Annotated in this window: 23 protein-coding genes and 1 tRNA gene; 2 read left to right on the forward strand and 22 right to left on the reverse strand. The window is 41.2% G+C overall.

The genetic code is table 11. From position 1 onward, the window contains the following. Positions 1–66: 66 nt before the first annotated feature. From JJN14_RS06515 to JJN14_RS06555, 9 genes are all read right to left on the reverse strand, one after another. A complete protein-coding gene (locus tag JJN14_RS06515) occupies positions 67–963 on the reverse strand; it encodes a DMT family transporter (protein WP_201058187.1) in 897 nt (298 codons plus the stop codon). An 8-nt stretch (positions 964–971) separates the two neighbouring features. Further along, a complete protein-coding gene (locus JJN14_RS06520) occupies positions 972–1907 on the reverse strand; it encodes a serine hydrolase domain-containing protein (protein WP_201058188.1) in 936 nt (311 codons plus the stop codon). After that, positions 1904–2629: a CppA N-terminal domain-containing protein gene (locus JJN14_RS06525; RefSeq protein WP_201058189.1), complete on the reverse strand. Its 726-nt coding sequence runs from the start codon at positions 2627–2629 to the stop codon at positions 1904–1906. The genes JJN14_RS06520 and JJN14_RS06525 overlap by 4 nt, the downstream gene beginning before the upstream one ends. A gap of 124 nt (positions 2630–2753) precedes the next feature. Further along, entirely contained in the window at positions 2754–3659 is a 906-nt protein-coding gene (gene gla, locus JJN14_RS06530) for an aquaglyceroporin Gla (protein WP_125386017.1), read from the reverse strand. 159 nt (positions 3660–3818) lie between these two features. Further along, positions 3819–4985, reverse strand: coding sequence for an ATP-grasp domain-containing protein (locus tag JJN14_RS06535; protein WP_201058190.1), 1167 nt, complete (start codon positions 4983–4985; stop codon positions 3819–3821). 12 nt (positions 4986–4997) lie between these two features. After that, positions 4998–5738 carry an esterase family protein gene (locus tag JJN14_RS06540; protein WP_125443071.1) on the reverse strand — a complete coding sequence of 247 codons (741 nt, stop codon included), beginning with the start codon at positions 5736–5738 and terminating at the stop codon, positions 4998–5000. A 20-nt stretch (positions 5739–5758) separates the two neighbouring features. Then, on the reverse strand, positions 5759–6583 hold the full coding sequence (locus tag JJN14_RS06545; RefSeq protein ID WP_084951156.1) for an alpha/beta hydrolase: 825 nt from the start codon (positions 6581–6583) through the stop codon (positions 5759–5761). 136 nt (positions 6584–6719) lie between these two features. After that, entirely contained in the window at positions 6720–7934 is a 1215-nt protein-coding gene (gene thiI / locus JJN14_RS06550; protein ID WP_033687158.1) for a tRNA uracil 4-sulfurtransferase ThiI, read from the reverse strand. Between the two features lie 8 nt (positions 7935–7942). After that, positions 7943–9085, reverse strand: coding sequence for a cysteine desulfurase family protein (locus JJN14_RS06555; protein ID WP_201058191.1), 1143 nt, complete (start codon positions 9083–9085; stop codon positions 7943–7945). Between the two features lie 138 nt (positions 9086–9223). Here JJN14_RS06555 and JJN14_RS06560 point away from each other — a divergent pair, with 138 nt between their 5' ends. Continuing rightward, positions 9224–9652 carry a DUF6556 family protein gene (locus JJN14_RS06560; protein WP_125443067.1) on the forward strand — a complete coding sequence of 143 codons (429 nt, stop codon included), beginning with the start codon at positions 9224–9226 and terminating at the stop codon, positions 9650–9652. 44 nt (positions 9653–9696) lie between these two features. Here JJN14_RS06560 and JJN14_RS06565 read toward each other — a convergent pair whose 3' ends face one another. The 4 genes from JJN14_RS06565 to JJN14_RS06580 form a co-directional block, all read right to left on the reverse strand. Beyond that, positions 9697–12000, reverse strand: coding sequence for a DNA translocase FtsK (locus tag JJN14_RS06565; RefSeq protein WP_080673740.1), 2304 nt, complete (start codon positions 11998–12000; stop codon positions 9697–9699). A gap of 88 nt (positions 12001–12088) precedes the next feature. Next, entirely contained in the window at positions 12089–14041 is a 1953-nt protein-coding gene (locus JJN14_RS06570; RefSeq protein WP_000701448.1) for a fructose-specific PTS transporter subunit EIIC, read from the reverse strand. Next, positions 14038–14949 (reverse strand): 1-phosphofructokinase, encoded by a 912-nt coding sequence (pfkB, locus tag JJN14_RS06575; RefSeq protein ID WP_201058192.1) that lies wholly within the window; start codon positions 14947–14949, stop codon positions 14038–14040. Before pfkB ends, JJN14_RS06570 begins: the two co-directional genes overlap by 4 nt. Further along, entirely contained in the window at positions 14946–15686 is a 741-nt protein-coding gene (locus JJN14_RS06580) for a DeoR/GlpR family DNA-binding transcription regulator (protein WP_000920654.1), read from the reverse strand. The genes pfkB and JJN14_RS06580 overlap by 4 nt, the downstream gene beginning before the upstream one ends. A gap of 161 nt (positions 15687–15847) precedes the next feature. Between JJN14_RS06580 and JJN14_RS06585 the strand changes: the two genes are divergently transcribed. Further along, positions 15848–15935, forward strand: a tRNA-Ser gene (locus tag JJN14_RS06585). Between the two features lie 57 nt (positions 15936–15992). Here the strand turns inward: JJN14_RS06585 and JJN14_RS06590 are convergent. The 9 genes from JJN14_RS06590 to JJN14_RS06630 all read right to left on the reverse strand — a co-directional run bounded on the left by JJN14_RS06590 (position 15993) and on the right by JJN14_RS06630 (position 23077). Further along, a protein-coding gene (locus JJN14_RS06590; RefSeq protein ID WP_201058010.1) for an IS3 family transposase occupies positions 15993–17341 on the reverse strand; the annotation gives its coding sequence in 2 pieces (ribosomal slippage) (positions 15993–16891 and positions 16891–17341; 1350 coding nt in all). 110 nt (positions 17342–17451) lie between these two features. Beyond that, entirely contained in the window at positions 17452–18786 is a 1335-nt protein-coding gene (locus JJN14_RS06595; protein ID WP_000094601.1) for an Nramp family divalent metal transporter, read from the reverse strand. Between the two features lie 591 nt (positions 18787–19377). Further along, positions 19378–20244 (reverse strand): CHAP domain-containing protein, encoded by an 867-nt coding sequence (locus JJN14_RS06600; RefSeq protein ID WP_201058193.1) that lies wholly within the window; start codon positions 20242–20244, stop codon positions 19378–19380. Further along, positions 20237–20581 carry a phage holin gene (locus JJN14_RS06605; protein ID WP_201058194.1) on the reverse strand — a complete coding sequence of 115 codons (345 nt, stop codon included), beginning with the start codon at positions 20579–20581 and terminating at the stop codon, positions 20237–20239. The genes JJN14_RS06600 and JJN14_RS06605 overlap by 8 nt, the downstream gene beginning before the upstream one ends. A gap of 17 nt (positions 20582–20598) precedes the next feature. Further along, positions 20599–21327 carry a hypothetical protein gene (locus JJN14_RS06610; RefSeq protein ID WP_201058195.1) on the reverse strand — a complete coding sequence of 243 codons (729 nt, stop codon included), beginning with the start codon at positions 21325–21327 and terminating at the stop codon, positions 20599–20601. A gap of 5 nt (positions 21328–21332) precedes the next feature. Continuing rightward, entirely contained in the window at positions 21333–21653 is a 321-nt protein-coding gene (locus JJN14_RS06615; RefSeq protein WP_201058196.1) for a hypothetical protein, read from the reverse strand. Between the two features lie 4 nt (positions 21654–21657). Then, positions 21658–22149, reverse strand: a complete 492-nt coding sequence (locus tag JJN14_RS06620; protein WP_201058197.1) for a hypothetical protein — start codon at positions 22147–22149, stop codon at positions 21658–21660. A gap of 14 nt (positions 22150–22163) precedes the next feature. Next, entirely contained in the window at positions 22164–22442 is a 279-nt protein-coding gene (locus JJN14_RS06625) for a DUF7365 family protein (protein ID WP_201058198.1), read from the reverse strand. 8 nt (positions 22443–22450) lie between these two features. Next, entirely contained in the window at positions 22451–23077 is a 627-nt protein-coding gene (locus tag JJN14_RS06630; protein WP_201058199.1) for a hypothetical protein, read from the reverse strand. Positions 23078–23080: the final 3 nt, after the last annotated feature.

Raw genomic sequence — 23080 nt, forward strand, 5'->3', positions numbered from 1 at the left:
AAAAGCTTTTATTAGTAAAAATAACCCCTCTTTGAGAGTGGTTATCATCTACTTTCATTTTTTTGTTTATTTCTCTAACAATAAATCTTTCAACGAAATCAAAGTGACTGCAATTAAAATCATTGCCATACCAAGAAAATCAATAGGATAAAATTGTTCATTCATAATTAGGAAGGCAAAGAAAACCGCCGAGATTGGTTCAATTGAAGCCAACAAACTTGACTTGACCGGTCCTATCAGACTGGTTCCTTTAAGGAAAGCTGTATAGGCAAAGACAGTTCCGATAAGGATAATACCCGCAAAAGCGAGGAGAAAATCAAGACTAGTTGGGATAGCAGTCTGTAGAACTCCTGTAAAAGGAAGGGCGACCAAACCTGCTATGACCATTCCCACACCAATGACCAAACTACTCCCCCATTTCTTAATCAAGGCTATGGGCAAAATGATATAAAGTGCGTAAGTCAGAGCAGAAAAGAGACCCCAGAACAGACCTGCAGGTGTCATAGATAACTGGTCCAACTGCCCATGAGTGGCGATCAGGAAGGTCCCTCCAATGGCTAATATGATGGAAACAATCTCTCCAAGCGTCGGCGCCACCTTATCCTTGATACAGCTATAAATCAAAATCCCGACAGGACAAACATACTGAAGCACCGTCGCGGTCCCTGCATTGGTCTCCTGAATAGCAGTTAGATAGGCAAATTGATTGAGGAAGAGGCCAATCAGAGCAAAAATAAGAAGAGACAACAAACTCTTTCTATCCTTTAAAAAGGCCAGCATTTTATCCTTTGCAGTAGCATAAGCCAAGACCATGAGAATCCCACCGGCGATTAAAAGTCGTAAGTTAGTTAAAACCAGAGCCGAAATTCCGTGTGCCATCAGATATTGGCCACTCGTTCCTGACAAGCCCCAAGCAATCCCAGCCACAACTGTTAATAGAGTCCCTTTTAAAATATTTGGCATGTCTCTCCTTACTCTTCTTTGCGAATCAAGTCCATCACTTGATTGCGGTCTATAATCCATTGAGCCCTCTCATCCTTTTCATAGGTACGATTCGATAGGAAAATAGCCGCTTCTTGCTTCTGGCGATTCCACATGATAAAGGTACCTGTATAGCCCGTATGGTCTAGCCAATCTCCTTCCAAATTCCATGCCAAAGAACGTTCCTTGTCATCCAAAGGAGAAAAATTTTGACTCAAATCTCTTGCAAAATCATCTGCTAAATAGTGTTCTAAAAAGATTTGTAAATCCTTTACAGTCGAAAATAAACCAGCGCTACCAGCATGTCTGCCCAGGAGACGAGCCTTGGGATCATGTACTACGCCAGCCTCGACACCTCTAACTGTTGGAACAGCAAGCTTAACAGACCCAAACTGGGTTTCCATCATTCCCCAAGGTTCCCAGACTTGCTCCTGTAAAATCACATCCAAGTCTTGATTAAAGATTCTTTCCAAGATAAAACCTAACAGCAAAAAATGGACATCCGAATAAAGAAAGGCTGGCTGATTTCGTCTATTGAGATGAAACATCGCTTCCTTTAATTCTGAATCTGTTAAAAGATCACGATTGGGAATAAACGGATCAAGGTCTGTTGCGTGAGTCAAGAGCTGGCGAATAGTGATGTCTGGATAATCACTTTCAGCTAAAAAATCTGTTACCGGTCTATCAATATCTAATTTGCCTTTTTCCCACAAGAAGGTAAAAACGGTACCAACTCCAACAACCTTGCTGACACTGGCTAGGTCGTAAACTAGTCCTGCCTCTGTCTGCAAGCCATGCTCTGGGTCACTCTGGCCTAAATAGAACTCCGTCCATTGATTGTCCTTAAAATATGCAAAAGAGGCTCCGGGATAGATCCCTGCCTCGATTTGTTCTTCTATTTTTTTAATAATCTTGGTCAACTTCATACTTTTTCAAACCACAATTCAACATTATTTCTATCTTTACCAAGGAAGAATTTTTCAGACTTAGGAATAAAATATTCGGTAGACTCAAATTTCTTGCGAAGACTTGCTATATCTAGTTCACTGACCAGGAACTTGAGCATAGATAAGTCCCAAGTAACCGAATTGTCCACAGTCAAATCCTGCCCCTCAGCTGGGATAAAACCAAGTGATGTCCCAACTTCAGATGATTCCAAGTAACTTTCGATATCAGTTGGGAGATGTAATTCCATAGAAATCTCAAATTTACTTAAAGAAATTGATTCCAAATCTGTTTGAAATTCAGGTTTTTCTCCTACTTCTACTAGACTTTCTCTATCATCTTCCGCATGAATCAAAACCAAATCATCTTCTGGAGAGTAAATTTCAAAAGCGTAGCCATTTTGACCTTTATATAAGCGATGAATCGAATCTGTTTTAGATAAGATTCCTTCAATTTCTAAGGGATTTTCCACCTTGACAATTAATCTAGCTAATTTTTTTCTTCCCTCCACCTTACGAGTACGCATACTTGGAGCTTCTTCTAAAACCAGCTTTTCTAGACCTGTTTGATCACCTAGTGACAGAAAGGCTGACTCTTCTAACAAGGCCTTCATACCAAGGGTCTCTATATAAAATGTTTCATTTAATTTTCTATTATTTACTTTTAAAGTAGGAATAATCCGTACAATCTGATTTACATTCATAAACTCCTCCAACTCTTTTATTTTAAAGGATTTTAGAATTTTTTACAAGATATTATGCTCAAATTTACCGATTTTTCGTAAAAATTTCATCTAAAAAACCGAGGATTGCCCCGGTTTCAATTTCTTATAGGTAAAGGAATTTGAAGATAGCTACTGCCGCAATTGCTGCTGCGATCGGTGCTACTACTGGTACCCAAGAGTACCACCATTTTGAATCACCTTTGTGCTCACCAAGAACTGATTTTGGAAGGAAAGCATGAAGGAGACGTGGTCCCAAGTCACGGGCTGGGTTCAAGGCAGGTCCTGTAGGGCCACCAAGTGATGTTACCAAGGCCATAACAAGGAATCCAAGTGCCAAGTGAGCAATTCCAAGACCAGATGTCATAAATGGTGCTACTTGTTCTTTAGCTTGGTCAAGTGCTGCTGTTACTTGCTCTTGAGGAATTGTTTGACCTTGAGTAGTTGCTTGAGCAACTTGAGCATTGATAGCTGCTTGTGCTTTTGATACTAGTTCAGCACCAAAGAAGTTTTTAGTCATTCCAAGAGCTGCAAAGAAAAGAACAAATGAACCAACAAACTCGTTTACAAAACCGTTAACAGTTGCTGCGAAACGTGCTTCTTTTGTACCATTATCCAAACTTGAAATGGTTGAGAAAGTACCCAAGATGTTGTTTGGATTTTCAGTTTTCAAGTAGTATGGGCGGTGTGTTGCCACAACCAAGGCTTGACCAAAGATAGCACCCAAAACTTGTGCGATGATATAAGGCGCAACTTGTGCCCAAGGGAAGAGACCGCTGATCGCAAGTCCAAGAGTGAAGGCTGGGTTAATGTGGTTACCAGATACGTTACCAAACATCAAGGCTGGGATCATAACCCCCATACCATAACCAACAGCGATAACGATCCAGCCACTTTGGTGACCTTTCGTACCTTTAAGTTCAACGTTGGCAACTGCACCATTTCCAAGAATGATCAAAATAGCAGTGGCCAAAAATTCAGTGGCATATTTAATTGCCCATGTGAAATCCATTTGATAGATTCTCCTTAAAATTTTTTAGACAATCCTTATTCTATCAATTTTTATATCTTTTAGCAACAGGTTTTCTAAAAGAATGTATGAGAAAGCGGTTTTATTTCTCTTATTAAAACAAAAGGATTAAGGGGATCCATTTCCTTAATCCGAGAGTTCTTATTCTTGACGTTGTCCGAAATCTGCAATCATCTGCTCCATTTCTTGTCGACTCGGAGTTGTCAGCATATAAAGGTAATCTCCTTGAAGTTCCGCAAAGGCCGCTGGCATGATTTTTTTAACCTTGAACTGATGGCTGTATTTGGCAAGCAAGTCCTCCTCAGAATAGACATAATGAGCATTTGCACGGCGAGACGTAGCCAAACAATACTGAGGTTCAAAGTCTAATACTGGGAACACTTCTCCTGCGACAATAGCAGCATAGCCACGATAAAGATCCAAGGAATGAGCAAAGTTATAAACATCAATGGTAAAACCACCTGCAGGACGGTTATTGTACTCAATGGCGATGTAATCATCCCCTTCACGGAAGAACTCAATATGGAAGAACCGTTCTTTCATACCAAATTCTTTGACAATTGCCTCACCATATTTACGTAATTTAGGATCCATATCCTTGAGGACGTAATAAGAATTGTCCATCTTGTAAATCATGAGATCAAGCGGTGTATAGGCGTAGTCGAAGGTCGTTGAAAAGACAATCTTTCCATCCTTGTCTACGAGCCCGTCAAAGGTACAGATTTCACTAGAAGTAACAAATTTTTCAAAGAAATAAACGGTCGAATGGTCCCATTCTTGCTTAAAGTGATTGATATCATCTTCTGTCTCGAGCTTAAAGGTTGCGGCTGCTCCAACTCCATTATCAGGTTTGGCAATCATTGGAAGACCGATTTCTTTCACTGCTTGATCAACATCTGCTTCCGTCTTGATAACAGCTCCAGGTACCACAGGGACACCTGCTTTTTTGAAAAGCTTCTTCATTTCAGACTTAAATTTTGTCTTTTTGAGATCCTCTGGTTTGGCACCAAAGACATTGAATTGCTCACGAAGACTTGCATCTAACTCAAGCCAGTACTCATTATGAGACTCAATGCGGTCAATTGGGCCATATTTATAGAAAAGGAAAGCAACTGCACGTTTGACTTCATCTATATTTTCAAGATTGTCAACACGGAAATACTCGGTCAGGCTATTACGTAAAGGTTCATCCAATTGCTCGTAAGGTTCTTGGCCAATTCCCAAGACTGTGATGCCTTTATTAGCTAGCTCAATTGTAAACTGTTGAAAATTTTGCGGATAGTAGGGAGAAATAACAAGGTAATTCATAGATAACTCCTTTTATAAATAGAGATTTCCAAGGAAATAAGGCATTTGTTTACGCCACCATTCCCAATCGTGGGCGACATCGTGTCCCCATTCAGCAAACCAGGCTGGAATTTGTTTCTGGTCAAAGGCTTCTTTGAGCTTGTAAAAGGATGGTAGACCGTCTTGTTCCCAGGCACCAAGACCCGTACACAGCACAATCTCTGCCTGACGATAACGGTCAATAAACCAGCCGTCGTTCTGGTTCCAGATATAATCTACTGGCGAGTTTTGGTAAATAGCATCGTCATTGTAGTAATCGCCGACAAAGAAACGTGAGTCGTAAACACCACTGAGAGCAATCACCTTGGTAAAGACATCTGGATGTTGGAGGAAAAAGTTGACTGCATGGTAGGCGCCCATGGAGCAACCTGTCGCCATCATACCATCAAACCAACCTGTCTTGTGCTTGATAAAAGGAATAGCCTCCTCAATCACATAACGCTCGTAGGCACGGTGCATCTCTGCTTGGTCATGACCATTTTTCCAAGTGGCCAACCAGCTCTCACTATCTACACTGGATAGGGTAAAGAACTGAACACGGCCTTCCTCGATAAAAGAAGCACAAGCATCAATCATGCCAAAATCATAGTATTCATTGTGACTACCACCTGATGAAGCAAAGACCACAACTGGAATCCCTGCATGTCCATAACGATTAAGGTACATTTCACGGTTAAGATTGCCACTCCAGTGGCTAAGGTTTTCAATATGCATTGACTTTCTCCTTTTCTAACTTACCATTTCTCTGCAAAAAATCTCAGACAGTCTGGTAAATTCTCCGACCAAGGGATTTCACTATGGATGGCACCAGATTGAACTTTCAAGACAAGATTGTCCAGATGAACTCCCCCTGCTATCAAATCATGGTAATAGCGAAGCGACGAATCGATATAGGCTTGTTTGATATTACCAGCCATCAGGGTCTTGTCCGTATCATCTGCTTCTTCAGTTCCAACATAGATAAAGATACGCTGGTCAGGCGATAGTTTCTTGCGTTCAATATAGCGATTAAAGGCTTCTTGATGGAGCCAGTTGGCAGATGAAAAGACGCCCAAGCAACCAATTTGGTCTTGGTATTCCAAACCGATAAACTGGGTAATATTGCCTCCTAGTGAAGACCCAATCATAGCCGTATGCTGGCAGTCAGCTTTAGTACGGTAGGTCTCATCGATAAATGGCTTGACCACCTCCATAACAAACTCGGCATACTCCACGCCCTTACCGCCAAATTGCTGTCCTGGGATAGGAGATTCTTGGAACTTCCAAGCCGCATACTCATTCATCCGCCCCATACCATCATTGTCAATGGCGACGACAATCATGCGACTGATATCAGGATTACGCTTAATAGCTGGGATAATCTTCCATGAATGTCCAATGAAAGACTCCTTGCTATAAAAAACATTTTGCCCGTCATGAAAGTAAACAACAGGATAGGAACGATCCGTGTCTTTCTCATAATCTTTAGGCAGAAGAACACGTACACGGCGTTCCTTACCTGTATAAGGAACCTTGAGTTTGTGTTCTTTCATTTTTAAATAAAAGTAGGATAGATTCATTGTCAGAAAACTCTCTATATTCAAAATTTTATTTTATTATATCACAATTATAGAAAAAAAGTTAGTTTTGCTTCCACTTTTGGAATTAAAAACTAACTTTTTCATCTATTTTTCTAAATTCTTCTGGATTTTCTGATTAGAGCAGATTGTCAATCAAGTCATCGACTTCATCTTTTTCGGCTTGAGGTGTAATCTCAGTAATCATAATTCCAGCCACTGCTCGCTCAACTAAGCCTTCAACATCCATACGCGCTTCGTACTGCTCCGCATTCTTAATCTTAGGATTTGTTTTTGGACGATCTGGCGCAAAAATGGTACAACAGTCTTCAAATGGCTGGATTGAAATGTCAAAGGTATCGATTTCTTGTGCAATATCAATGATTTCCAACTTATCCATAGTGACAACAGGACGGATGATGGGAGTGTTGGTCACAGCGTTAATAGCCTGCATGCTTTCCAAGGTCTGGCTAGCTACTTGACCAAGACTTTCCCCATTGATGATAACCAAACCATTTCGTACCTCACGAATACGGTCCGTAATCCGCATCATAAAACGACGCGTCAAGGTCATGAGATAAGCTTCTGGCGCTTTGGCCTTGATTTCTTCTTGAATCTCTGTAAAAGGAACTTCGATAAACTGGATATTTCCCCCAAACTTGGTTAATTTACGGGTCAAATCTTGGGCTTTTTTTAGTGCACCAGGACTCGTGTAAGGTGGGCTAGCAAAATGAACAGCCTCAATATCCACTCCACGTTTCAAAGCAAGATAACCTGCTACAGGGGAATCAATTCCTCCTGACAGCATGAGCATGCCTTTACCTGAAGTTCCAACTGGCAAACCACCAGCCCCACGAATAGTTTCATAAGAAAGATAGGCTGCTTCTTCACGGATTTCCACTTGGAGATTGATATCAGGACTTTTCATTTGAGCTTGTACGTTTGGAATGGCTTCGAATACAGCTCCTCCAAGTGTTTGATTGAGTTCACGACTATCCAACTCAAAGTTGTGGTCGCTACGCTTGCTAGAAATTTTAAAGGTCATGCCATCCTTGTAGATGTCCTGCATAATCTCTTGGACAGCAGACTTCAGAACTTCTACAGATTTTTCAACCTTATAAACAGGGGAAAAGTTTTGAATTCCAAAAACTTGTTTGAGCGATTCTGCTACTGCTGTGTAATCTGCTCCATTGAGGTAAGCGTGGGCACGGTCGCGATCTGCTGTTACCTTAACTTGGGGATAGATAGACAAAACGTCTGAAATATTATTGCGAAGTTTATTGATGAAACGCATACGGTTTTTACCCTTGGTTGACAACTCTCCGTAGCGAATCATAATTTCTGAATACTGCATGAATGCTCCTATCTTACTTTTCTAGTTTGATTGTAAATCAATTTTAACTTGGTCAAAAACTGCTCGACCTGACTCATATCATTTTCAAGGTCTAGGCTAAGACGCACAGCTGACTGGGCCTTATCTTTATCCACTCCCATGGCAATCAAGGTACCTGCAGGTTTCCCTGCCTTGGATGAACAAGCAGAGGTCGTTGAGATGAAAATATCATAGTCTTCAAAGGCATGAACAATGACTTCACCGCGAACACCCTTGATTCCAAAAGTCAGGATATGAGGTGCGAAGTCTTCCTCATCCGAAAAGACAAAAATATCTGGATAGTCCAGAAGGGCTTGACGAATTACTGACTTCATCTGCCCAATCTTGCTCCTAAAGATATCTAGCTTTTCCATAGACAAGCGGAGAGCCTTGGCAGTCGCTGCAATTCCTGCCACATTTTCAGTTGTCGAACGGTAATCACGTTCCTGACCACCACCAGTCAACAGAGGCGTAATCTTCTTGCCAGACTTGATATAGACAAAACCAACACCACGAACTCCGTGGAACTTGTGACTAGAGAAGGTCGCGAAATCCACTCGATCAGTCAAATATTTTTCAGTCGGAATCTTGGCAAGCGCCTGAACCGCATCAACGTGGAAGGAAATAGTCGGCTTGTCTGCTAACAGTACTGAAATAGCTTGAATAGGTTGAATCGAACCGATTTCATTGTTCACAGCCATGACGGAAACGAGGGTCGTATCAGGTCTTATCAAATCTGATAACGCTTCAACATCTACAAATCCTTTGTTATCAACTGGAGCAAAATCTACTTCAAATCCTTGACTTTTCAACCAGAGGGCTGACTCTTTGACTGCCGGATGTTCAATGGCTGATACAATGATGTGTTTTCCAAACTGAGCCTTTTCAAAGGTCACACCCTTGATGACCCAGTTATCTCCTTCTGTCCCACCAGAAGTAAAGAAGATTTCATCGCTTTTCTTACCGATTAAATCTGCAATCTGTTGGCGAGAAGCATCTAAGATTCGTGTTGCCTGGTCTCCCAAACGATGGAGACTAGATGGATTTCCTAAAATTTTTGAAGCGACCTGCATATAAGTTTCAAGGGCTTCAGGATAGGGCTTGGTCGTCGCCGAATTATCAAAGTAAATCATGTTTTCTCACGCTTTCTAAAATCACTCCTTCTATTGTATCATGAAACGGAGCTTGCGACAAGAAAGGGCAATTCCTCTTTTTTTAAGATTTTTTTAAAGAAATGCGGTATAATAAATTTTAATCAAAGGAGAGAATGTATGTCTAATTATCGTAGAACTTCAAAACCAAAAACAGAACACATCAAAAAAGGCTTTACAGTCTTTCAAAAAACCGTTGCTACTATCGGTAGTATCCTCGGCTTGATTACTGCTAGTATCACGATTATGAACGCCTTGGATAATAACAAAAATACTAAAAAAGAACCTACGACAAGCCAGACGACAACAATTGTCAAAGAAATTCAAAAGGAATCCCCTCAGGAAAACACTAGTCCCAATAAGGAAACTAACACTATCCAAGAAAAAACACAGCAAGAGGAAACACCAAAATCTAGCGTCAAGGAAGAGAAAAAAGAAGAGCAGAAAGCAGCAACTCAGGATTCTTCTACTCCTACTCCAAGTAAACCTGCTACTGAAAATGAAAAACAGTCCAATACCCCAACTTCGGAAAATAAAACTAATCAATAATCACTAAAATAGCCTCCTTCCAAACTTGGAAAGAAGCTATTTTTTTATTGTTGTAAAACTTTTCTTGGTTTGGTACCTTCAGCTGGACCAATGACACCTGCCATCTCAAGCTCTTCCATGAGACGGGTCGCACGGTTAAATCCAACTGACAAACGACGCTGAATCATAGATGCGCTGGCTTTCTGGGTTTCGATTACCAAAGCCTTGGCTTCTTCAAAGAGCGGATCACCACCAGATTCACCATCTGAAAATTCTCCGTCATTTTCAGAAACCTCACCTGGATCAAAACTCTCATCGTAGTCCGCATCAGCCTGAGCCTTAATGAAGTTTACGATACGTTCGACATCATCATCCGAGATAAAGGAGCCTTGGAGACGAACTGGATGATTTTCATCAATTGGTTTAAAGAGCATATCTCCACGTCCAAGCAGTTTCTCAGCTCCATTTTCATCTAAAATAGTACGGGAGTCTGTTCCTGATGAAACTGCGAAAGCGACACGAGATGGGACATTGGCCTTGATCAGACCAGAAATGACGTCAACGGATGGACGCTGGGTTGCAAGAATCATGTGGATACCTGCAGCACGCGCCTTCTGTCCGAGACGAATGATAGCATCTTCCACTTCCTTGCTGGCTACCATCATAAGGTCAGCCAACTCATCCACAATTACAACAATGAGTGGTAGCGGAACCTGCTTGTACTCAGACTGAGCATTAAACTCTTCTACCTTGGCATTAAAACCTGCAATATTCCGAACTCCCACCTTGGCAAAGAGTTCATAACGATTTTCCATTTCATCCACGACCTTTTGCAAAGCCTTGCTGGCCTTACGTGGATTGGTCACGACTGGAATCAAGAGGTGGGGAATATCATTGTAAACAGACAACTCAACCATCTTAGGATCGACCATCATAAATTTAACTTGGTCAGGTCTCGCCTTCATGAGGATGCTAGCGATAATGCCGTTAACAGCTACTGACTTCCCTGAACCCGTTGAACCTGCAACTAGCAAGTGGGGCATCTTGGAAAGGTCAAAAGCTCTTGCGGTGCCATTAACTGCCTTTCCTAGAGGAATTTCTAAGAGATTTTCTGCTTTCGTTTGAGATTGTTCCCATAGTTCGCGGAAGGATACCGTCGCAATCTCAGAGTTAGGAACCTCAATCCCGACTAAGGATTTACCAGGTATTGGAGCCTCAATCCGGACATCCTTGGCTGCCAAGGCTAGAGCGAGGTCATCTGCTAGATTGGAAATGCGGTTAACCCGTACACCGACTGCTGGCTTGACTTCATACTTGGTCACTGACGGCCCAATTTCAGCCCGTTCAACCGTTACCTTAATACCAAAACTAGCAAAAGTTTCTTCTAGGATTTTGATGTTTTCACGAACGATTTTCTTCTCTTTCGACTGGTCTTTTGGTTTATCTGGGGCAAAGAGTTGTAAGCTTGGAAGTTTGTATTCAAGGGCTTCCTTTGCTGAAAAATCGACCTGAACATCTTCGTCATCAGAGCCATCTCCCTGTTCAGTGAATTCAAGTTCAGCTTGAGGCAAGATGATCTCTGGTTCTACCCACTCTTCTTCTGGAACAGGTGGAACGTCAAGCACAACATCTTCTGTAAGAATTTCACCCGTTTCCATATCAACAGGAGGCATATCGAGTAAGGCTTTTTCAGCCTCTTCTTTTTCTAATCTAGCCTCTTCCTCAGCCTTTTGACGAGCTTTTTCTTCTTGTTTGACAAAGCGTTCCTCTTTTCGACGCTCATGCCCTTCTCGCCATTTGGCAAAGCCTCTACTGAAAAATTCAGCAATATCGTAAACAGACCAAGGACTGACTAGGAGAGCACCCACTAAAATCAAGATAGAACCAATAAAGTAAGTACCGATATTTGAGAAGAGAAAGGCTGTTGGCACATAGAGTCCAACACCAATCAAGCCACCTCCAGCAAAACTGGTCGTTCGAAAACCAGTCAAATCCGTCACAACCTGAGCCATGGTTCCTTTTAGAACGGACTTGTCCAAACCATATTTCCAAACTAAGTAGGCCTCAAAAATCAAGAGCAAACCTGCAAATATGGTGAAAAAGCCAGATAGGAGCCCTTCCTGTTTTCGTATCCACTTGAAAAAGAAGAGGTAGAGCAGGATACCAAATATTGCCAGATAAGCTAGGCTACCCACTAGCAAGCGAATTAAATTGTAAAGGGTTATACCTGCAGCCCCTAATTTGAAGGCTGCGAAAATCAATAAAAGGGCGATTCCTAACGAAATCAACATTCGTTGAATCGCTTCTTTTCTTTCGAGTTCTGCTTTAGACGGTCTCCGTCTTGTTTTACTTGTATTCTTGTTTGCCATTCTTCTATTATACCATATTTCACAGGCATTTCGGAAAGAGAAAAAGACTGCACCAAACGGTCCAATCTTTTTATTTTCTATCTAATTTTTATGCTTGTGGTTTGCGTAGGTAACCATAGACCACACCACTTACAATTGCTCCTACCAAGACAGAAACGAGGTAAAGGAGAGCATTTGAAGTAAGGGCGATAACGAAGATTCCTCCGTGTGGCGCCATGAGTTTGATACCAGTAAGACCAACGAGGCCACCTGCTACTGCTGAACCAAGGATGAAGCTTGGGATCGCACGAGCTGGGTCAGCGGCACCAAATGGAATTGCTCCCTCAGTGATAAATGACAAGCCCATGATAATATTTGTCAAACCAGAGTTGCGTTCTTCTTTAGTAAATTTGTCTTTAAAGAGAAGAGTTGCGACAAAGATTGCAAGTGGTGGTACCATTCCTCCAGCCATAACTGCTGCCATAGCCACAGAACCACCTGAAGAAACAGTTGCTGCAAGCGTACCTGTACCAAAGACATAAGCCGCTTTGTTGACTGGTCCCCCCATGTCAACAGCCATCATTCCACCAAGGACGATACCAAGAAGGACAGCTGAACCTCCTCCAAGACCGCCTAGGAAGTCATTCATAGCAGTATTGATTGCTGCCATTGGGATATTCACAGCTAGCATGACAAATCCAGTCAAGATTGTTCCAAGAAGTGGCAAGAGAAGAATTGATTTAGCACCTTCGAGTGAACGAGGAACTTTAACGTATTTCTTGATAGCAAGAACCAAAGCACCTGCGATAAATCCACCAACAAGGGCACCTAGGAAACCAGATGAGACACCTGCAAGAGTTGAAGTTGCTTCACCACCTGCGGCATAAGGAATTTTACCAAAGGCAAAACCTTCTTTGGCAATAGCACCAGCCACGAAACCTGCTACCAAACCTGGTTTTTCAGCGATAGAGTAGGCAACATAACCTGCAAAGACTGGGAGCATCAAACCAAAGGCAGCTCCACCAATTTTCATAAACATAGAAGCTAGCTCATGGTAGGAACCAAGATTACCAAGATTTTCATTTGGAACACCCAAAGCACCGTCAATCAAGAAGGCAAGGGCAATCATGATACCACCACCTATAACGAATGGCAACATTTGAGATACACCACTCATCAAGTGTTTGTAGAAGGCACCACCAAGGCTTTGTTTTTCGTTGCTTGCTGTCGAAGCTTTTGCTCCATTAGCAGCACGGTAGACTTCAGCATCTCCTGAAAGAGCCAAGTTAATCAATTCTTCTGTTTTACGGATACCGTCAGCAACTGGACGATTGATCAATGGTTTGCCATCGAAACGATCCATCTCAACCGCCTTGTCTGCAGCGATGATAACAGCTTTAGCCTTGCGGATGTCCTCAGCAGTTAGTTGGTTTCCAACACCGCTAGCACCGTTGGTTTCAACCTTGATTCCAACACCCATTTCAGCAGCCACTTTTTGAAGGGCTTCTTGAGCCATGTAAGTGTGAGCAATACCTGTTGTACAAGCTGTAACAGCAACGATAAACTCATCAGAGTCATTAGTAGGTGCTTGAACAGGCTCTTCAGTTTTTTCGGAAGCTTTGTCAAAAAGTTCGATAACTTGGTCAGCTGATGTTACTTGGCGAAGTTTGTCAGCAAAACCGTCTTTCATCAAGTATTGAGACAATTCTGCCAAGGCTGCCAAGTGAGTATCATTGGCACCTTCTGGAGCTGCAATCATAAAGAAGAGGTCAGTTGATTGTCCATCCAAGCTCTCGTAGTCAACACCCTTGTTTGACTTGGCAAAGAGAACTGTCGCTTCTTTGACAGCAGCATTTTTGCTGTGAGGCATTGCGATACCATCACCCAAACCTGTAGAAGTGAGAGCTTCACGCGCCAAAATTCCTTCTTTAAAGGTTTCAAAATCTGTCACATAACCGTGGTCTGTCAAACTTTTAATCATCTCGTCGATGACAGCTGTTTTTTCAGTTGCTTGCAAATCCAGCAACATAACATCTTTTCTCAATAGGTCTTGAATTTTCATCGTTTTTCTACCTCAACTTTTTCATATGTTTCTTTAATAAATTCTGCTGTTGCCAAGTCATCCGAGAAGGTAGTTGCCGTTCCACAAGCAACTCCCCATTTGAAGGCTTCTACTGCGTCTTTTGATTTGACAAATTCACCTGTGAATCCGGCAACCATAGAATCACCAGCACCAACTGAATTTTTGACTGTTCCCTTGATAGGTTTTGCGAAGTAAGCTCCCTCAGATGTGACAAGAAGGGCACCGTCACCAGCCATAGAGATAATGACGTTTTGAGCACCTTTAGCCAATAACTCACGAGCGTATTTCTCGATTTGATCCAAACTTTCGAGTTTCACTCCAAAGATAGCTCCAAGCTCGTGATTATTTGGTTTGACCAAAAGTGGTTGATAGTCCAAACTATCAATCAAGGTCTGTCCTTCAAAGTCACAAACGACTTGCGCACCAGTCTGGCGTGTCAAGGCAATTAGATCCTTGTAGATGGCATTGCCTAGATTTTTAGTACTTGAACCTGCAAAGACAACTATATCTTCTGCTGTCAGACTAAATAAAATAGCTTTCAATTCTTCTAGCTGATCCGGCTCAACAGTTGGACCAGTCCCATTGATTTCTGTCTCTTGGTCTGCTTTGATTTTAACATTGATACGAGTATCTTCTGCTACTTGGACAAAACGTGTCTCGATTTCTTCCTCTGCTAAAGTATCTGTGATAAATTTACCAGTAAAGCCTCCGATAAATCCAGTCGCTGTATTTTGAATACCCAAACGTTTCAAAACACGACTGACATTGATTCCTTTCCCACCAGCAAACTTATCATCACTATCCATTCGATTGACACTACCGACTTGGACTTGGTCCAAACGAACGATATAGTCAATGGATGGATTGAGTGTGACTGTATAAATCATACTTCTATTACCTCCGTTTTCTCCTTAATAGCCTGCAAGAGCTCATGCCCTTGACTTGTGATAACGATAGCGCGTTTGAGTGGTGCTACCTTGGCAAAGCAAGTTTGTCCAATCTTAGACGAATCCACCAAGACATAGGTCTGTTTGGCATTCTCCAAAATAGCTCTCTTCACAGCTCCCTCCTCCATATCAGGAGTCGTATAATAACCATCGTCCACACCATTCATCCCGATAAAGGCACGGTCAAAGTGCAATTGGTTAATCTGGTTAAGAGCAACGCCCCCGATGCTCGCATCTGTCGCCATCTTGACACTTCCTCCAACCATGACAGTTGGAATCTGCTTTTCAACCAACTGAGCAGCATGGTGTATCGAGTTGGTCACGACTGTAACATTCTTATTGACCAATTCATGAATCAAAAAGGCAGTTGTTGTTCCAGCATCGATAAAGATGACATCTTGTTCCTTGATGAGAGAGGCTGCTTTCTGAGCCAACAACTTCTTCTCTTGAAGGTTTTTGACAGATTTTTCTTGAATGGTTTCTTCTTCCTGCAAGGAGTGGGGTAATTCTGCTCCACCATGTACACGGCGAAGCTTATTTTCTGCTTCCAACTCATCCAGGTCTCTTCGAACCGTTGATTCTGACGTTTCTAGCAAACTAACTAATTTCTCTAGAGAAACTACATGATGTTGATTTAACTCCTCTAGAATCAGTTGCTTCCGCTCTGTTTTTAACACTGAATCACCTCCTGTTATCGTTTACACTATTCATTCTATCATACTTTCTTTCAAAGTCAAGCATTTTTTATCATTTTCTTTCATAATCTATCATTTTTCTTATTTCTAGAATTTTTATTGCAAGATGAGAGCCTTTATGGTAGACTATTTGAGTAAGTATTGGAAGATTACTCAAGAGGCTTAAGAGGCCGTGTTGGAAACGCGGTAGGCGTGTAACAGCGTGCGTGGGTTCGAATCCCATGTCTTCCGTTTATTTTAAAAAAGATACCCAAGAATGTACTGACCCCAAAAAGTTAGACAATTAATTTAAGCAAAGGATTTAGTTCTATATTGTACAGGGCTAAGTCCTTTTAGTTTTACCTTAATTCGTTTGTTGTTGTAGTAATCAATATAGTCTACAATAGCTTGTTCCAAGTGTTCAAGTGACTGAAACGTATTCTCATAACCATAAAACATTTCAGACTTAAGAATGCCAAAGAAAGATTCCATCATACCGTTATCTGGGCTATTTCCCTTACGTGACATAGATGGTTGGATTCCCTTATTCTTTAAAAAATGATGATAGAAATCGTGTTGGTATTGCCATCCTTGGTCACTATGGAGAATTGTATTCTCGTAATGGTTCTCTGTAAAGGCTTGTTCTAGCATAGCTTTCATTTGTACTAAGTTCGGCGAAGTAGAAAGATTGTAGGAGATAATTTCGCTGTTAAAGCCATCTAAAACTGGTGATAAATAAAGCTTTTGGCTGCTTGCTGGAATGGCAAATTCTGTCACATCCGTATAACACTTTTCCATTGGTTTGGTTGCTTCAAATTGACGTTGAATAAGATTATCTGCTTTCTTGCCAACCTCTCCTTGGTATGAAGAATACTTCCTTTTACGGCGAATTCGAGCCGTTAAACCAAGTACTTTCATCAGACGCTGCACCTTCTTATGGTTCACTACGAAGCCACGATTTCGTAATTCTAGAGTCATGCGACGATAGCCGTAATTTCCTTTATGCTCAGTATAAATTGACTGAATTTCAGCTTTAATATCATAATCTTTATCGCTTTGATCCAGCTGTTTTAAGTGGTAATAATAAGTTGAACGGGCAAGCTTAATAATCTTTAGAAGGATATCTAAAGAAAACTCTGTTACCAGTCCTTGAACAATTTCCGTTTTTCTTCTTGCTCCTTTTCGTCCCTCAATCGGAGTTCTCTCAACTTTTTTAGAATGGCATTCTCCGCTCTCAAGTACTCATTCTCTGCTTGAAGACGTTCTAATTCTGTCATATCTTCAAATCTCTTCTTTGGCTTACGTCCCATTTTAGGTGGTCTCCCTCTTGTTTTCTCAACAATAGTATACCCGTTTTTCTTATATTGTGCCAGCCAATTCGAAAGTAATCCACTACTTAGAAGAGCATAATCCAGAGACGCCCTAATTTGTGAATGCCCCTCAAGAAGAACTTTATCAATGATCTCTTGTTTTAGTTCAGGAGAATAGTAACAATTCTTTCCTTTTTTGACGAACTCTATTCCGTAACGATCAATCAATTTAATCATGTACCTAAGATTAGAATTGTTTATCCCAAATTTATTTGAAAGCTTCTCTAAGCTATATCCTTGTTTTCTAAGTTCATAGATCTGAACTTTATCATCATAACTCAATTTCATAATAAAACACCCCAAAAGTTAGATTTTTACTGTCTAACTTTTGGGGTGCAGTACAGAAATCTTGGGTATCTTTTTTCTTATATGCTTGTTTTATAACTCGGGTGAATTTCTTAGAAAATATCAAATAACAATTTCACATTGAGAATTGTTAAGATAATGGAAACGATATAGCCAAGGATGGTATTCCATTTGGCATTGGTAAATTCTCCCATCAGTGATTTCTTAGAAGTTAGATAAATCAGTGGGAAGATTGAAAATGGAAGAGCAATCGAAAGAAAGACTTGTGAATAAACCAATAACTGATCTAATGTTTTTTCCTGATGACCAAACAGAACCGCTACAATCATGACAGGCAACAAGGCAAAGAGACGAGTTGCCAAACGAATGAACCATTGAGGTAATCTCATATGCAAGAAACCTTCCATAACGATTTGTCCAGTCAAGGTACCCGTAATTGTCGAATTTTGACCACTGGCTAATAAAGCCAAGGCAAACAAGGTTGATAAGGTCGAGCTAGCTATAGCTCCTGCAATAGTAGAATCCTGCAAGGCATTATACATTTGAGAGAAGGCAGAAATCTCAGATGCATGGCCGAAAAAGAGAGCCGCCCCGAGAATTAATAGAAGGGAGTTAACCACAAAGGCCAAGGATAATTGGAGATTTGAATCCCAGGTCATAAAGCGCACGGCTTTTCGAACATCATTCTTGTCCTTGTGATTGATTTTCCGAGTTTGAGACAAGGAAGAATGCAAATAGAGGTTATGGGGCATAACCGTTGCTCCCACGATCCCTAGTGCCAAGGTTAATTGACTTTCATGCCCTGGCAAGGGACTTTCAAATAAGGTTGCATTCGGTAGATAACCCTCAACGATTCCTTGGAAGCTTGGATGTGACAAAGCTACCAGATAGGTAAAAATTGCTAGAATGGTTAAAATCAGTGTTGTCACAATAGCTTCAATCTTCTTAAAGCCAAATTTCATCAGAAGCAATAAGAGAAAAACATCCAACACGGTCAAGAGAATTGCTATCATAATCGGAATCTTAAAGAGAAGATTGAGAGCAATCGCTGAACCTAGAACTTCTGCCAGATCTGTCGCCATCAAGGCTAATTCTAAAATCACCCATAGACTATAACGAAGCCATTTAGGTGAATGATGAGCCGTTGCTTGAGCCAGGTCCATCTGGGTTACAATACCAAGCTTTCCTGCCATCTGCTGAAGTTGCATGGCAATGAGAGATGAAATCAAGATAACAAACAAGAGACTATACTTATAGGAAGCACCACCGACTACACTGGTAATCCAGTTTCCTGGATCCATATAACCAACTGCGACAAGAGCACCCGGACCTAAAAAGGCATTTAAATTTTGCCAGAAATGATTGTTATTTGGAGTATCGATAGATTGATTAATCTCAGAGAGTGACACTTTTTTATGAGAAGACATAGATACTTACCTCTTTCTAAACCTACTTTTTCATTATTTTCTATTAGAGAAAAATAAGATTGACTTTAAACTATTAAAACAATGAAAACTATATGAAAAACATTTAGTTTTTTCATTATTTTTCTTAAGGCACCTTAATTATAACAGAAAATATGATAAAAACTTAAGAAAATTCAGGACTTGATTTAATATTTAGGATACAACAAAATGTTGTATTCTTTTTTTGCAAAAGAATACCAAAGAATAAAATAAAAAACGTTGTAAAAACAACGTTTTAGAAAGATTTACAAAACAATGTAAATTATCAATGGAGCCGGTGGGAGTCTCTGGTGCATTATTAAATCAAACTATATTTAATTTTATAACTCCTTTTATAACTCTTTAACAAAAAACGCAATCGCTCACTGTTTTTATTTTTGATAAAACCGCTACTCCCCCAAGCAGATGATTTTACACATTTGAAATGCGTTTATTCGATTTACATTGCATGGATTTTAAATCCAACCTTTTTCAGAGCAAACAAAAAAACCGCAAGCCTGAGCCTGCGGTGAAAGAACATTTTAGAAAGTTTCCTTTCTATTTATTTTAAGATTATTTAGTGGTAATTAAGCCGTCTGGCTCAATAGCGAACGCTTCCTTGTCAGCCAATCGTCCATCTTCAAGCATGAGGTAATAGCCACCGTTGTATGGCACGAAAGTATTCGATACCATATCGCCATTCTCTGAGTCGAGGTAATACCACTTCTCGTAGTATTTAACCCAGCCAGTCTGCATGGCACCGTCTGCATTGAAATAGTACCATTTGCCATTGATCTTCTTCCAACCGCTATTGGCCATGTAGCCATCTTTGTCGAGCCAGTACCACTTACCATCTGTATGAAGTAGCCATTGACTCTCATACATATAGCCGTTGTCATTGAAATAGAACCAGTTTCCATCTACTGCTTCAAATTTAGATGTTGGATATGAACCGTCTTTGCGACGCCACCACCAGCCAGTGTCATCATGCTTCCAACCTGATTCATCTTCTTCAGGCGGAACGATATACCCCACAATAGAATCAACAGAGCGCTCGTTATAGCGACAAGGACCACCGACTTCCAAGAAATCAGCGTTACCGTCAATATTCTGTTCAATAGTCTTGATTGTAGAGCCATCTGAGTCCTCATAGACAAGACCAGTATGGCCATAATTCACTCCATCGCCTGCCACAAAGTTCTTAACGAAGAACCAGCCAGCCTTAGGATATTGAGCGCCATATACCACTTGCAAGCCTGCTGATTCTGCGGACCGTAGTAAGTCGATAGCGTTACCCCATAGACGAGTACCGAAATACTCGTAGATTCCGTAGCACGTCACATCAGCACATTGATAGCCGTACATTTTATCATAGTCAACCCCAGTCCCTGCATCAGCGTGAGCCATGAGGTCGTTAATCATATCTTGTTTCTTAGACATTGGCATCGTCTCCTTTCCAAGCGTCATTCATTTGCTTAACTGCTGACTCGACAAATGTATCGAGGTCACGATCAGTCATGCTTATATTGTATTTTGTAAGCTCAGCTCGGACTTTATCACGAGCTTGCTCCAACTTTTCATCACCTTTGTAGCCTGTTTCAGCTGCTACCTGCTCAACGGCATTGACTGCGTTCTTAGCAAGGATTTCAGCGATTTTTACCGCTTTTTCTCCACCTTTGCGCAAAAGATACTCTTTTACTGCTTTTACAATACTGCCTGTGGCTACTGCTAAAAAGCCTGTAGCAAAAGCGATAATGATTTCATTAAATTGTGACATTGTTATTTTCCTTTCTATTATGGCAATTTTGTTGGCCAAGGGTCGTCTGTCAAGTATGAGATGGCACTTACACGGATATCTCCGATGTCTCGGTCGGTCGGAATGTTCTCGTTAAAAGTGAATTGGATGAAATTTAAGTCAGATTTACCACCTAAATACCAAATTCCATAAGGTCTACCCTTATCGTCATAAGTTGGCCCTACAAGCGAATTCTCGCTTCTAAAACCTTCTGGAATTCCGTTAGGATAAGTAACTTTGGCCCCTTTGTCTCCACTACTATTGTGTCTTACAAATCCAGGTCCATTTCTGCGAACAATCCCAAACCAGCCCCACTGAAGACCTCCGAATTGAAAGGTAACTAAATTGTTAACTCTTCGTATCTTAATGAACGATGTTTTACCATTTGCTACCAATTTAGAAACTGAGTTCAGGGTCCTCCAACCTGTATCACCAATTAAGACACGCCAGCCTGTGTTGTCACTCCCTTTTTCTTTTATCCATTTCAGAGCGCCATTTGTCACGTTGACATCGACATAGGTCGTCCCTATTTCGGCTGTTATACGCCCTTCTGGCGAACCTGTACCACGGATTTCATGGCCTACGTTCTCCGGTAGTGGCAGAGTGACATTATTACCCCCGATAATTCCGAGTGTATTTCCTGTCAAGGTCAGCATTGGTTCAGGCTTTTGGTTCAGCACCTTCACATCACGGCCAACCGCTTTAGCAAATTCCTCTAAATTGCTCATAGCAATCACGCTTTCGCAGCGTTATAAGTTGCGACCAGGTCGAGATTGGCAAACTCGTCAATACGACGGCCGAGGTCAGCTAGTTTTTGCACAACTGCGCCTTCAGTATCACCGCTCATGCCTGCGATCATTGTAGCAATCTCTTTCAAGGTGTCGAGATTTTCAGGAACACCGTCACCTAAAATCTCGTTTTTGACTGCCGTTTTAGCCTGTTCAATCAGTTGTGTGACTGTCGCATTGTCAACTTTACCATTAAGCAGTTGTTTCAATTCCTTGATGTCAACCCCAACTGCTTGCGCAAATGCCGTTAATTTCGTTGTGTCCATATTCCTACACCTTTCCTAAGTTGTAATAAAAGAGTAGGTCAGGAAATTCCTGACCCACTGTGCCATCGCTACCTACAGACCTACCTGCAAGTTGATTCTTAACTTCTTCAGCAATATCCAACTCTTTAAGAGCATGGATTTCTTCTGTGACCAGATTCTTATCTGATTTTGTGATTTGAATTTGAGTCGAGTCGTCGCTTGGGAATGTATATCCACCCACAGCTACCTCGATTCGATATAAGCCAGCAGGTAAAATCATGCCCAAATTAAAAGAAACTGCACCATTTGTCACGACTGCCGTTTTGCGTAATTGCTCCTGACTCTTCGTCAACATTCTCGTCAACGTAATAGATGACTCTTGTCCTTCAAGATGTGGAATAGGCTCATGATTTTCATCAAGCAAAGAAAAGGCAAATGTGGAAGCCACATCGCCTTGCTTGACTAGAAATCCACCGTCCACTTGTTCGAGATTGGTTGAATTAAGAACATAAGCCATTCTGCGCTCCTTTCTTAATTGTTATTCTGTATCAATGCTTTCAACTCTCTAACATCTTCACCTAATGATTTAACCTGCTCAGCCAGAACCAAGATAGCCTTGTTCTGTTCGTCGTGGTTATCCAGACGTTTATTGGCCGATGTTTTAAATTCGTGCAAGTTCTCGATGTCCTTTTCCATAATTGTGATGCGATTCTCTTGTTTTGTCGCTCTGTCTTTCATCGAAAAATAAAGACCAATCACAGGGATAAGAGATATGAAGATTTGCAAAATTAAACGTTCATATTCTGGCATAGTCACCTCTATTCTTTAGGCTCAAACTTCCATGCTGCGCCTGTTCCGTCCATTTCAAGACGACCGTTGCGAGCAAAATCGCTAACTGGTTCACCGTTGTATGTAAATTCACGGTTAAGCTGAACCAAAACACGCTTACCTTCGCCGTTTACTTCCACATGATTAGGGTCTTCGATAGTAATCAAGTCATGTGCCATGTAATGCTTACCAACTTCAGCAAGCGGAATCAACTCAACCAATTCCTTGTAGTTGGTTCCATAAGCAATTGTCTTACCTGCTACGGCATTTAAAACGACCGCATGGATAATCTTACCATAACGGTCTGTCTCTTCCTGATTGTGCTTAACTGCTTCATCTGTCGCAGTCTGTTTCGCTTTAGTTTCAGCAAGTTCATGAGTCGCTTCTTCCAATTTCGCTTGCGTCTGAACGATTGCACTAGCTGGGTCAAGTTCAGCCTTAACCACATCAAGAACTGCCTGGATAAGCACTTCCTGACTTTCATGCGTACGGTCACCAGACAAGCCTGCTTGCTCGTAGCTATAGCGTTGGCCATGTTCTTTCTTAATGGTCACGATTGTGACATTTTCTGGTTGACGAAAATAAGGGGCATTTGCTAATTCGTATGTTTGTGTCATGTT

The sequence above is a fragment of the Streptococcus mitis genome, from assembly GCF_016658865.1.
Lineage (GTDB): Bacteria > Bacillota > Bacilli > Lactobacillales > Streptococcaceae > Streptococcus > Streptococcus mitis_BT.